A 13,631-nucleotide genomic window follows, 5' to 3' on the forward strand; every position below is an offset into this window, starting at 1 on the left:
ATCCCGGGTGGTCGAGGGGGATGGTCATCTCGGGCTGATCCGGGAACGCCTGGGCGGCGGGCGGGAAGAGGGCGACGCACAGTCCACCGGCGAACCGGCCTCGGTAGGCGAGCCCGTCGAGATCCGGGTGGGCGGCGCGGATGGTGCGCGCCCAGTGCTGGGCGATGCCGTGTGCTGCGGTCGAGAGCGCGAAGTTCGCTCCGACGCGCGTGGGCCATCGGCCGGGTCCGTGGGCGGCGACGTCGAGCAGGTGCAGGGGTCGGGTGAACCGCACGGCGGTCAGGTAGGGGACACGGGTGTGGGTATCGATCACCCGGGTGGTCTGGAACGCCTCGGCCAACGCACCGGGCACCTCGGCGGCGCCGTACCAGACCCCGTGGCGGGCGTGGTCCCGGCGCGGCATCGGGTGCGGGTCGAACCGCAGGACCGGACCGAAGGTGCGCAGGGTGTTCCACGGCAGGACGTGGTCGCCGCTGGTGGGGTGCACCCGCCAGACGATCGTGTCGGTGTCGAGGATCAGGTATTCGTCGGGGGTGATCCCGGCCGCGCGGAGCGCCTCCACGCCCGGCGGGTGGGGCAGTGCTGGGGGCATCGGCGGCTCAGGCCGCCAGGTACTGGTCGACGACCGACAGGGCGTCCTCGACGGCGCCGCCGGTGAGCAGCCAGTCGACCACCGAGGTCGGGGCACCGTCGACGAGAAGGGACGGTTGCGGCGTGGTGAGCAGACCGTGGATCGACAGGGGCGCCATGGTCTCGGGCAGGGCCTGCAGGACGGCGTCGAGGCCGGGCACCGGGCCGTCGTCGGTGAACTGCACGGCGGGGAGCAGCAGTCGGTTCGCTCGCTTGAGCGCCCACAGGCTGCGGTCGCCGACGCGCTGGCGGACGCGGGAGGGGCCGACCCCGCCGAGTCGTTCGGCGGCCTGCTCGACGGTCAGGGCGCTGTCGAGCAGGCGGCGCATCCGTGCGGTCCGGTCGGCGACGGCGGTGGCCAGGGCGAGGGGTGATTCGGGTGCGCCGCCGGCGTCGAGCAGGTCGGCGTCGTGGGTGGCCAGGGATGCGGCGGGGTGCTTGGCGGCCCGCAGCGCGCGCAGCAGGGGCAGCAGATCGCGGCGATCGATGCTGGGGGTGTCGAGTGCGGCGGCGGCGGCGCTTTCGAAGTCGACGTCACCGGCCAGGTAGCGGTCTTCCACCTCGGTCACCCCGACCACCTCCTAACAGCCACTAACAGTCTATCGCACTGTTAGCGAGGTGAGTAGGGGAGTGCCCGGGGCGCCCACCGAAGCCCGCTCCGGCACGGCATCGGCGAACGCCTGCTCGCACCGGTCGACCGGGTGGATCTGTTGTGCAGCGGCGGGGCGATGTGGTCGGGGCGCGGACGAGCACTGGCATGCGGAGCGGGGCGGCTGCGGATTCGAGTCGGGACACGGCGACGTGCCCCGAGGTCATGATGTCGGTCAGCGAGGAGGGGATGTGAGGAGTGCACCCTCGACCGCCGGGCGGATCGAGCAGGCGTGGCTCGCCGCCGGGATCAAGAGTCATCGGCAGTTGGCCGAAAGGGCCGGTATCTCCCAGCCCACGTTCTCCCGCATCAGGGCCGGCACGCGGGCTGCGAAGGCGAACGAGCTGGTGGCGATCGCGGTGGCGACCGGTTGCACTCTGGCGGAGTTGACCGGAGCGTCCACCGTCGCCGCTCGGGTCCAGTGCGCGGCCCGTTCCACCAATGGCGCGGAGATGGACCGGGTGTGTCGGCAGCTGTGGCACTTTCTCGAGCTGGATGCCTATCTCGAGGACCGGGGCATCGGGCTCGGTGCGTGAACGCGGAGGCGGAGGGACGCCGCGCGGCCGTTGAGTTCCGTCGGACCCATCACCTCGGGACCCAGCCGCTCGGGGATGTGGTGGCCCTGATCGAGCAGACGACCGGGAACGATGTTGCGGTTGTCGATGTCGGACCGGACGAGCACGGCCTGAGCATGCGGGACCGTGCGCGAGGTCTGGTGTTCATTGCGGTGGCTCGCACGCGGCATCCGATGCGGCAACGCAGCACCTTGGCCCACGAGTTGGCGCACGTGGTGTTCGAGGACTGGACCGACGACCCGCATACGAGTACCGCTCGGCGCCACCGTCACGAGATCCGTGCGGACGCGTTCGCGCGGCACCTGCTCGTTCCCGTCGAGGGGGTGAGGGAGGTGGTCGGTGAGCATCCGGCCGCGGTGGGGGCGCTGTCGCGAATCGTTCAGCTGTTCGGGGTGTCGCCGGCGATGGCGGCGATTGCGATGCACCAGGGCGGGTGTATCGACACGGAGACCAAGTCCACCTGGATGGCGACGACCACGGCGGAGGTGGCCGCCCGTTTCGGATGGATCGATCACTACGAGGCGTTGCGGGCTCAGTCCGGTACCCGTCGGGCCCCACAGAGGCTGCTGGCCCGGGCGATCGAGGGATATGTCGAGAATGTGGTCTCGGCGCACCCTGCGCCGCTGGGTGCAGCAAGGACGCATCCCGCATGCCGATAGCCATGAGCTCGCGCAGCGTCGTGCGGCGATCGCACGACTCGGGGCAGTGGCGGCGGTGGCGCAGCGGATCGGCCGTACCCCGTCGGCGGTGTCGCGTTACCGCTCCGGCACGACCAACGAGTTGCGCAACGATGCCGCCGGCACGCTGCGGGCGGCCCGGGCGCAGGACACGATGCGCCGGGCGGGGGTGCTGCGGCCGGACGGCACGCCGAAGCGGGCCACGATCCGGGTCACCGGCCGGGTCGGGGGTGCGCAACGGTTCCGAGGCCGGTTACGACTTCCGCACCCGCACCCTGGATTTCGCCAATTCCGAGGCGCCGTTCACCGTGGCCGAATCGGAGGCGGTGGCGGCGGCGTTGGCGAACGACGAGCACGGCCGGGTGGTGGCGCTCCCCGAGCGGCATGCCACGTTGGAGTATCCGGAGAACAAGGGGTTCGACGTCTACGGCGACGAGTTCGGCTTCCACTTCGAGGCGATCGAGAACATCCACATCGACTGGAGCCGACCTCCGGTTCGTCCACCGGACCCGGTGCCCCGCCGCCCGCCCGCTGGCTCGGTCCTCGGCAACCGGACAGATTGTCAGGGACGCCGGAGGAACCGCGCCGGACCACCCAGAAAGACTGTGATCGGGAGGTTGCCGGGGATCATCCAGGGGGACGTGTCCTGCGCCCAGCACCACCAGGCCGGGACGGCTGGGCGAGCCGCACCCCGAACAGTTGAACTCGGCGCTCGAGATCGGCCAGGGTGGGCACCTCACCGCCGGGGCGCTTTCGGTGAACCGCACACCGAGCACGGACGCGGGTCGCCGCGAGCCGCGCCGGCGGGCGAGAGCGTTTGCGTCCCTACCGCCAACAACGAGGTGCTCGGTGCCCCCCAGACGTTCGAAAACCCAAGGCGTGGTGGCTGTGCTGGTCGCCGGTGCGGCCGCCACCGGCTCCATCGCCGTGACCGTGCCGGCGCTCGCGCACGCCGCGCCGGCCGGCTGCGCGGCGACGTTCAACCTGCTGATCCCCGGCACCTGGGAGACCGACGAACACGCCGACCCGACCCGCCCGGTGGGCATGCTCGCCCCCGTCGCCGAGGCCCTGCAGCGCGCCCACGGCGCCGCCGCCGAGGTCTACACCCTGCCCTACCTGGCGCGGGCCTTCGACCACGGCCACACCTACGCCGACAGCAAGGCCGACGCCTTCACCAGGGCCGAACACGTTCTGTCCGCCACCGCCGAACGGTGCCCCAGCACCAGGTTCACGCTCACCGGCTACTCGCAGGGCGCCGACGCCGCCGGTGATCTCGCCGCCGCCATCGGCCACGGCCGGGGCCCGATCCCGCCGGAGCGGGTCCTTGCCGTCGGACTGCTCGCCGACCCCGGCGCCGGCACCGCCGGCGTCGCCGCCGTCGGCCCGCAGACTCCCGGGGCCGGGATCGCCGGCCCCCGCCCCCACGGGATGGGCGCCCTGTCCGGGAAGGTGGCCTCGATCTGCGCCCCGAACGATCTGTACTGCGCGCTCGACACGGCCGACAATCCGCTGCTCGGCGCACTCGGCACCCTGCTGAGCAAGACCCCCGCCGCCCCGACCGCCGACCGGCAGACCGGCGACCACACCCAGCTCACCGCCGCGCTGACCTCCGACTTCTCCCACGCGGACCTGCCCGCCCTCGCCGCGCAGGTCGAGGCCCTCGGCCGGCAGCTGTCCGCCCCGACGATCGACGCGGCGCAGGTCGCCGACACCGCCACCACGGTGCGGGGCACCCTCGCGCCGCTGGCCGACCTGCTCGCCTCCGGCGCCGCCCACCCGGCCGCCACCGGGCGGCTCGCCGCCGCGGCCCCCGGCAGTGCCGCGCACAGCGCCGCGCAGGTCCTCGACGGTGCCCGTCGATCCGACTTGACCGGGGCCCTGACCGCCGCCACCACGATCGCGGACACCGCCACCACGCTCCTGCACTCCGGCACCACCACCGTGCCCGCCGCCTCGACCGAGGGGCAGACCCTGTCGCCGCTCGCCGCCACCCCCACCGAGGCGCTGACCGCCGCCCCACGGGTGCTGGCGGTGCTCAAGCCGACCGTGGTGATCGAGCAGGTCCTCACCGTGGCCACCGGGATCACCGCCCTCGACCTCCCCGGCATCCTGCACAACCTGACCGTGTTGCCGCAGAAGGTCGCCGCGCTCGACGCCCGCAGCGCCCACCGGATCGCGGGGGAGCTGAACAACCAGTTCGCCCCGCTGGTCACCATGGCCGCCGAAGTCGACCTCGAGTGGGTGGCGCAAGTCCTCACGGCCCTCCCGGACCCGTCCGGGGCCGCCCGGATCGCCGCGCTGGTGGCCTCGATCCTGGCCCAGGTGGACCTCCTCCGGCTCGCCGAGCTGGTCGGGCAGATCCAGGAGATCGCCTGGACCGCCGTGGAAAAGCTCTTCCCACCACCCGGCCAGGCACCCGACCCGATCGGGGCGGGAGCGGTGATGACCGGCCTGCTGCCGGTCGGGCTCGAGCTCACGGCGGTGGCGGGGACCATGCTCACCGGCACCGGCACCGGCACCGGCACCGCCACCGCGACCCCGCCCGCGCTGCCGGGCACCCGGGCCACCGCGACGGGGCCCGCCACCCCCGCCCCGAATCTGGATCTGCCGGCGCTGTCCGGGTCCCTGACCGCCCTGGACGAATCCGACGGCGCCGAGGACCTGAGGGCGCTGGTCGACGAGGGACTCGACGCCGCACGCTTCTTCACCTCCGGGGCGCACACCGAGTACGACTCCCTCGTCGTCGACAACGCCGGCCGCACCGCCCTGACCTGGCTGGCGGATTGGCTCACCCTGCAGATCGCCCGTGCCGCCTGAACCAGCACCTCCGCACCCACCACCCCGCAATCCCGGAACGCGGGAGAAGTTCTGTCGTCGGCGAATTCGGATCATGCTCGGACCTATAACCCATAGGGGATATAGGGGACCATATGGGTGAGGGAAGGGTTGCGGCGAGGTAGGGGTGGTTGGGTGCCGGAGGCGGGAAAAGGGCGGTCGCGTGGTGGCGTTCGGGTTCGTCGGCGAACATGCCGCGCACGGCGACGCGCCGGTCGAGGATCTTGGCGCGCCGACGAAGGACGCCGGTGGAGCCGAGACTGCACCGGAGGGAACTCCGTCCGATGTTCATGTCACAGTGACGAAATTCATCCATTGCCTGCCTGTCGGGTCCGGGAGTGCGGAAGGGTATGCAGGAGCACCGAGGGAACTCCCACTCGGTGAGGGAGGCCGGCGGGACCGACGACGTGACGTCGCCCCTCGCGATGATCGAGCGCAGCGTTGCTCAGATGCAGTTCGTGACGGAGCCAGCGCACTCGGGCTGGCGACGATGAGCGGGAGTTCGATTACCGGGCCGCCCGGGCAGCGCCGAGTGAGGGGCCCGCCGGCGAGCGAAGAGAAGCCGGCCAACGGGGTCCCGTCGCCGCTGTGATGGGGGATCGGAACCGACCAAGAACAACCTGGGGTGGCGCGACCGCTGGGCAGAACTTGTGAAGGTGCACGAGGCGGCCGAGTGGCCCGTGCCTTCCCTCGGCTCGCCACCGGGGGCGCCTCCGGCTGCCTGCCCTTGTGTCAGATCTCCGCTGCGGCGTGCCTGGTCGTCGCCCTCGCCGGAATCGCAGCGGTAGGAGGTGGGTTCCGGGGGTGACGGCGGCGTCGGTGGTGCGGCGTGGCCCGGTGATACTGTGGCGGTCGCCTCGCGGTGGCCTATCCGAGGGGGCTCTGTGTCTTCGGTGAGCAAGAGGTGCAGGTAGGGTGAACTACAGGCCTCTTCCCCATATGGGGTATAAGTTCCCATATGGAATAGGGGAAGCGTCGCACCTTCATCCCCGTCCTGTCCAAGTGGCGAGTTGAGTCCCGGATAGTGGTGTCACGCGGTCCTCGTCCTCGTCGCCGGATCCGTCCCCATGAGACATGGTCTCCTGCCCGACCCATGAACCCCGCACCACGTCTTCGCGCAGCGAATATGGAACGTCCGCGGCCAACTCGCCGCCTGACTCTTCGGAGCCCGAGGTGCCGCAGGCACCTGCGATATTCTTCGCGCGGCAATCGATTCACCTGCCGAGAGGGGAGCACGCGGTGTCCTCGCCTGGATCGTCCTCTGCACCGGTCCGCACCAGCTCACCGCGTTCCACCGGATCCCTGAATCCTCACCCATCTTCAGTACCCCCGTCGGCAACACACAGCGCGCCTATTCCGCAGACTGGGACCGATTCGAGCAGTGGTGCCACCACACCCACCGCCGCGCCCTACCCGCCGAGCCGGACACGATCGCGACCTACCTGGCCGACACGGCCACCCACAGCACGACACGACACGGACGCCGATACTCCCACGCCACCTTGACCCGATGGGTCGCCGCAATCAACCACGCCCATCGCCGCGCCGGATACGCTCCCCCCGGAACGGACCCACGCGTCAAGACCGCCCTGGCCGCCCTCCCCAGCAGCCCGACACCCTCCTCTCCCCAACGGTCCCGCCGCACCGCACCCCTGCTCGTGGAGGACCTCACCACCATCCTGACCGCCACGCGCAACACGTGCACCGGATGGGCCTCCCACGTCACAGAGCGCCGCGACAGCGCCCTACTGCTCATAGGATTCGCCGGTGCCCTCCGTCGCTCCGACCTCGAAACACTCCGTGTCGCCGACGTCACCACGAACCGCCCCAAGGGCTTGCACATCCACGTGACGCGCGCGACCGGACAGCACGACGACCGCATCCCCACCGCGTTCCTGCCACCTACGGACAACCACGAGACCTGTCCGCCGTGCGCATACGCACGATGGCTCCACGTGGTCAAGGCATGGGACAGCACCGGGCGCCCGGGAGTGATCCGCCTACTTCGCCACCCGGCACCATTCGACGACCACCTCTGCTCGAGGCCGCTGCCGAAACCACACCACCCCCACGTGCCGGTCTTCCGACCGATCCGCAAGAACGGCAACCTCAGTGCCACCGCGCTCTCCGGCTCAGCCATCCAAGCCATGATCCGCCGACGCGCGCACAACGCCGGCTACGACGACGCCATCGTCGCCCGACTCGGCGGACACAGCCTGCGTGCGGGATTCATCGCGCAGGCCCTGCGCAACGGCGCCGACATTCACGCGATCATGCAGCAAACCGGGCATGTCAGCACCGCCATGCTCAACACCTACCTCCCGACGCCGGCAGCGACCAACGCCGTCACCGAGATCGGCCTGTGACACCATGCCTGCCCCGAGCGGCCGCCACGCCCCGCAACGTTACCGGTACGACTGGTCACTCTTCGAAGACTGGTGCAGTGCAGCAGATCTGACGGCCCTACCGGCCGAACCCGTGACGCTCGCCCAATTCCTCCACGAAAACCCCGCCACATCCCACACGCAGATCTGCCGGGTCTCGGCGATCAACTACTTCCACGACCGAGCCGGCCTCGCAGCGCCCGGACGAATCACCGCCATCCGCGCGCAGCTCAACACGCGCCGCGGCACGACTGGCGCAACTTCGCGGTACCGCCGAGCAGGTGCTACACCATATTCCGCGCCCGGGCCGAGCCGAAAGGTATCGTCGCCGAGGTCGAACGGGTTTTCCGTCCGCCACGATGTCCACGGCCCGTCATATCCCCTGCGGGCCGGGCTCGGGTAGCCGCGCGCATCTACCCGAGGCAGGGCACCCTGCCTACACCCTGGGCAGGGTGCCTTTGTGTTAGGGGAGAAAGAGTGTCCCGGTCAGAGGGTGCCGCGAGGTCGTGACCGAGTGGGCCCCTCCTCCGGCAGGGCGGTCGGTAGAAGACTCAGGTTGTCGACGGTGTCCTTCGTTGCCGGGACGTCGCAGGTGTTCTCCTCGGGCCGCGAATCGGTGCCCGGCTCGTCTCCTGGTGCGCCGTGATTGCGATTCCCGTGAGAACGCAGAATGAGCCGCCGATTCCGACCGCAAGCCGCAGAATACTGAGCAGCGTCTCGACCTGTGTGGACATGTCCCCACACCCCTTGTCCGCTGCGACACCGGCACAGTCGTGCCCGTCGCCGGGCCGGTCGCCGGGAAGGACTCTGCCACGCCCACGCACGACGCATCGAGGGGCCACGTCCGGTCCACGATCGAACGAACGCGATCCCGGCGTCTCGGCTCACACCGACATCGAATGCGGCCACCGCGCCTTTCGGGACGGGCAAGAGGTCGAATTCGAGGTCGGGCTGGGCCCGCGGGGGCGCCATGCCCGCCGGGCCCGTAGCCTCTGAGTAACACCCGAAGCGCTACCGCGGTGGCCCCAAGAGGATCAGCGATTTGGTCGAGCAAAATCTTTCGCGGGGACCGACCAGAGTTCGGTCCGGGCGGTGATCCGGCGTGGGTTCGCATCGGAGAAATCCATACCGATGGCGGGCACGTGGTCTTTCCTCCCGGCGACCACTTCGATTACCTCCACGACGGAGCGTCGGCATGTGTCGTCTTCAGGGATAGGTGTCGGCATTCTTGCGAAACTATATCTCACAAACCACCTGGCGGCGTTGGTCTTACACGAAATGACGCTTGAAGTAGGCGACATGGCGGGATTTCTCCAGTAGCGGGGATTCAAGGTCATAGAGGGGGACCAACTTATCTGTGCTCGTTTGGCAGACTTCTTCGTTGCTCGCGAACTTGAGGTGCCGATTGGCTCGCCAGTCCTGTTCGCTGTGCGGACCAGGCACGACGACCGTGGGCCTTTGGAAGTGACCCATATGTGGTACCGAGGAGACGTCTTCACTTCCGGAAGACGCGCGAATGTTCATGAGTGAAATGGCTTCCGGCGTCGACGTGCTTCCGGTGCGGCCACTCGACGTAGAATAGCTTATCTGCTGTCGACTCAGCGAGCGCTGATCATCTTTCGGCTCTGCGGAATTGGTGTGGATTCGTCCGATACAGCGGCGCTCCGCTTTGCGGCCGATCCGTTCTTCGGTGCGAGTCTCGGCACCGCGGCGTGGATGCGCCGGGCTCAGAGGGCGGATATCCCCGTATGGGAAGCCGACCCTAACAGTTTACCAGTTGCGCAGGTAGGAGAGCCGCAGCAGCCGCGAAACAATATAACACCTGTACTACACATCGATCATGTGTTTCACATGATCGATGTACTTTCCGGGATGCGGCGGCACAGCGCGACCCGCCGCAGGTAGGAGGCATTCCACACTCAGAGCCGACAGGGAATAGGCCCTGCCGGGGGCATGCGCCGCACCCGGCAGGGCCTTGGCCCTGCTCCGCAGGGGGTGGAGCAGGACTCGACCACTCTTCATCGGACACGTGGGGGAGTGGTCTACTGCCCCAGCAGGGGTGCGGAGCAGTTCCTAAAAGATACCAAGCTATTTCGTTTGGCGCCATAGGTATTTGAAATATCTTGATGGCACGCGAAGCGAGTGGTGGTGTACACAGCCGTCCGCTGTCTCGGTGAATGCCGAAGTTGCAGTTGTCAAGTCGGATCGGTGCGGAAGTTGTGTACGAGGCGGTGAGGGTGTCGCGCCGAAATCGCCCTTGATGCATCGGCCCTTACCGTGGGTAACCCTGTGCCGGTTGACGATTGTGGCGTGCTTCAGCAGCGGGAGGCTTCCGCTCCTCAACGCGCGCAACCGTACACAAGAATCCCCCTCGCTCCGTCCCCATCAGAGAATGCAAGTGGACCGATGGCGGCTCGGCCGGTGGCCGATAGGCAGCATTGGCCATGAGTTCGACTGTAAGGGTTTACAGGTCAAATACACGGAACACCTGCCTTTTGGCGTCGGTGTCCGCGCAGTACGCCCGGCATCCGCCCGGCCCTGAGATGGGAGCCGGTGCGGTCGGGTTCGTCGCGGCCGGCCGCACCGCCACCGCGTAGTCGCGGACTGGCTCACCCTGCAGATCGGACGCGCCGCATGAGGTCCCGGGTCCCATAACCTCGCCGTCCGCCGGAGGTGGTGTGGGGACTGCGGACATCGCGGTACCCACCCGCGATAACTCGGAGGCGGTACGCAAACGGCACCACGGTGGGAAGGGGATGGCAGTATTCGTCTCCCTCACGCCAGCGGCTTGTTTCACGTGGGACATCGCCAGGGAGCATTGAGCAGCGGGGAGATCGATTGCGGGCTGGTGCGCAACCACGCTGTTGCGATGGCCGGGCCGGGGCAGGCTGACGACGACCGGGTCACTCGAGGTGCCCTCGTTGCCGCGCTGGTGAACGCTGGGAGCTCTCGCGCCCACGGGGTCCGGCTCCAACGATTCCGGTGCCGGTCGTGTCCTCAGACGAGCTGAGGTTCCCACTACGGCCGCGCGCGGCATCGATGACTTGATCGCGGGTGTGGCGGTCGTCGACGCACTGCCGGAGGTGCCCGGCCACGGACGGGTGAGCCCTCAACTGTTCACCCAGTGCCCCGGCCGATGCTCTACGGGCGCCAGGGTAGTCTGCACCACCGCTTTTTCCTTGAACTGCGGCACTTCGGGCCGTGATCATGCGATACGTGAGGAATCGGAGTCGCGTTGAGCCGCTGGCGGTCCCGGACCCGTGTTCGGTGGGGGAGGGGCCAGACCAGTCGAGCCTGAGGGGTATCAGGCGCAGCGGTGAAGTCATCGACGTGACGGTCGACAATCGGCCTGGCGCCCCACGCAGTCCTGTCTGTCTATCGGATACGTCATTTCCTCGAGCGAAAGGTTAACCGATGTGGCGATCGTCCAGAGTCGTCGGAGGCGTCATTCGACGTTCGGTATGTGCACGGCTCTCCAGCGCTGGCCGAGACCGCTACGGTGGATGACTGCATAGGGGATATGTGGTCGGGGGTTGCCATTCGTTGTATAGCGGTCGAGCTGCGCTATGGCCTGATGGAGTGTGGGGCAGTACCGGAGTCGGTGTACGTGTTCCGGTAGTCCGAGTCGAGTCGGCACAATTTCCGCTACTCCCCATAGCGATGGTGTGTTGTCGAGGGGATCATCGAGTTCGCAGCTGCCGGGTAAGGAAATATGGCCACACGGGTGCCGATGCAAAATCGTCGATGATCCCTGGAGTGTGGCGCTGACAATGGACCCACGCGAACGAGATGTGCCAGTTGACTGCAAACCTCGGAATGAGGTTGCTGGACATCGTGTTTCTCGAACCTTCGATGTGTCCGATGTGCCCGATCTCGCCGTCGAGGTGTACGGGCAAGGCTGGGGCCTACAAAGAGCAGAATGACCGGATTGGCTGCTGGTGTGCTCGTTGCCGGAACCGTTCATGTGGTCGTCACGGGTAAAGATGGTCAGCCACGGGAAGAGGGCACGGAACGCGGTACTGATACTGCCCGATAACCCGCCGTCTGTCCGCCCCACCCTCTTGCGGAGCAGGGTCTTCGTGACCTCGACTGCCCCGACATCGACGGAGGGACCCGGCTCCGCCGCCGCTGCCATTTTCGTCCGGAGCCGCACTATGCCGGTCGCTGATGCCACAAGCAACCGCGCATGAGCACTCGATTCGAGTTCGAGAACCTGCGTTTCAGCGACGTTACGGTTTTTCGAGTGTGGTGGCGGTGTCCCGTGTGGATCCGGGCGGTGGTCGGAGTAGTGCATCCGATCGTCGTTCGAGTTCGTGAGTGTCGAGACACATTGCCGCATAAACGCGGTCGGGTTTCCACGGGTACCGACTGGCGCTCTCATATACATCAGCTCGCCACCTTCGCTGTTGGGGTTGCGCCTCACCCGCAACCGAGGTCCTCAGAAATGGTCGAATTCCCCCGGAGCGCCATCACCTAGGCGACAACGGGATCCTCTGGACCGCGAGTGCCTGTTCGCCGCTTCTTTCGTCGATCGTGCGGGGAGCTCGATCTCCCATGTCACCCACCTCAGCGGTTCAACATTGCGATCAAGTAACCCCTTGTATTGCTATCCTAGCAATGATTAGATGTTGGACACAACGGCCTCACGCCGAAGACTCCAACGAGAAGGGACCGGCCAATGGACGCAACCGGGTTCAAAGCCCTCAAGGTCATTGACGCGGACACGCATGTGATCGAGCCCGCCGATCTATGGACTTCACGCCTGTCAGCAAAGAAGTGGGGCAATTTGATCCCTCACGTCAAGTGGGATCCGGTAATTGGCGAGGAGCAGTGGTACGTCGGCGACAAGCCGATCTATCCGGTCGGACTCCCCGCCATGGCCGGGTTCGACGACTACGCGCCTCTGCATCCCATCCGGATGGCGGACATCCCCGGGGACCAGATTGATCCTGCGCTTCGACTGAAGAAAATGGACGAATACGGGGTTCACGCCGCCATCCTGTACCCAAATGTCGGTGTGTTCGCCGCAGCTGACTACCTCGGAATGTCTGTCGACCAGCAGTTCGCTGTGGATTGCACGAAGGCCTACAACGACTTTCTGGTTGACTTCTCTTCAACCGATCGCAGCCGGTACATCCCCGTCATGACGCTGCCCTTCTGGGATCTGGATGAGACCCGCAAGGAGATCGATCGCGCGGCCGCCCTGGGCCACAAGGGAATCGTCATGACTCAGCAACCCGACAATTTCGGGCTACCGCCTCTCGATCACAAGCACTGGGACCCGCTGTGGGCTCAAGCCCAGGACCTCGGGCTGCCGGTGAACTTCCACATCGGGTCGGGAAAAATCACCAACTACGGCCTGCCCGAGAATGGTGAGCACGCTGGCTACGCGTGGACCACTACGATGAACTTCCAGGGCAACGTGAGGACGATCGCTGGCCTCATCTTCTCCGGAATCTGTCACCGGTTCCCTCGACTCAACTTCGTCTCGGTTGAGAGCGGAATCGGGTGGATCCCGGCGTTGCTCGAAGCGATGGACTGGCAGTTCATGAACAGTGGTGTGCGGCGCGATCACCCCGACTGGGATCTCCCGAGCGAGTACTTCAAGCGCCAGATCTACGGCTGCTTCTGGTTCGAGAAGGAGTCCGCCAAGGCCGCGATCGAAATTCTCGGACCTGACAACTTCCTCTATGAGACCGACTATCCCCATCCGACGAGCATGTCTCCGGGTCCGGCATCGGTCGCCCAGAATCCACTCGACTTCATGGTGGAGTCGCTCGGCGGATTCCCTGACGAAACGATCGCGAAGCTCGTCCACGACAACGCCGCGCGGATCTACAACCTGTAGACAGCCGCCTCGCGAAACGGGACGGTGGGGCGA

At 67.3% G+C, this 13,631-nt stretch carries 7 protein-coding genes and 1 pseudogene; 6 read left to right on the forward strand and 2 right to left on the reverse strand.

From position 1 onward, the window contains the following. The coding region (locus tag G6038_RS14780) for an RES family NAD+ phosphorylase (protein WP_206024745.1) at positions 1-592 on the reverse strand (592 nt) is incomplete at its 3' end. Between the two features lie 7 nt (positions 593-599). Next, positions 600-1,199, reverse strand: coding sequence for a DNA-binding protein (locus tag G6038_RS14785; protein ID WP_165038603.1), 600 nt, complete (start codon positions 1,197-1,199; stop codon positions 600-602). Between the two features lie 271 nt (positions 1,200-1,470). Between G6038_RS14785 and G6038_RS14790 the strand changes: the two genes are divergently transcribed. The 6 genes and pseudogenes from G6038_RS14790 (at position 1,471) to G6038_RS14820 (ending at position 13,598) form a co-directional block, all read left to right on the forward strand. After that, positions 1,471-1,815: a helix-turn-helix transcriptional regulator gene (locus tag G6038_RS14790; RefSeq protein ID WP_165038604.1), complete on the forward strand. Its 345-nt coding sequence runs from the start codon at positions 1,471-1,473 to the stop codon at positions 1,813-1,815. Between the two features lie 155 nt (positions 1,816-1,970). Then, positions 1,971-2,513 carry an ImmA/IrrE family metallo-endopeptidase gene (locus G6038_RS14795; protein WP_346772822.1) on the forward strand — a complete coding sequence of 181 codons (543 nt, stop codon included), beginning with the start codon at positions 1,971-1,973 and terminating at the stop codon, positions 2,511-2,513. Continuing rightward, positions 2,458-3,013 (forward strand): annotated as a pseudogene (locus G6038_RS32100) (hypothetical protein); the annotation flags it as partial. The gene G6038_RS14795 and the pseudogene G6038_RS32100, both read left to right, overlap by 56 nt. Positions 3,014-3,413: 400 nt before the next feature. Next, positions 3,414-5,348, forward strand: coding sequence for a cutinase family protein (locus tag G6038_RS14805; protein WP_165038606.1), 1,935 nt, complete (start codon positions 3,414-3,416; stop codon positions 5,346-5,348). A gap of 1,520 nt (positions 5,349-6,868) precedes the next feature. Next, complete coding sequence (locus G6038_RS14810) at positions 6,869-7,732, forward strand: tyrosine-type recombinase/integrase (RefSeq protein ID WP_165038607.1); 864 nt, start codon at positions 6,869-6,871, stop codon at positions 7,730-7,732. A 4,696-nt stretch (positions 7,733-12,428) separates the two neighbouring features. Further along, complete coding sequence (locus G6038_RS14820) at positions 12,429-13,598, forward strand: amidohydrolase family protein (RefSeq protein WP_165038609.1); 1,170 nt, start codon at positions 12,429-12,431, stop codon at positions 13,596-13,598. The last annotated feature ends 33 nt before the right edge of the window (positions 13,599-13,631 follow it).

The sequence above is a fragment of the Rhodococcus sp. 14C212 genome (assembly GCF_011058195.1).
GTDB classification, from domain to species: domain Bacteria; phylum Actinomycetota; class Actinomycetes; order Mycobacteriales; family Mycobacteriaceae; genus Rhodococcus; species Rhodococcus aetherivorans.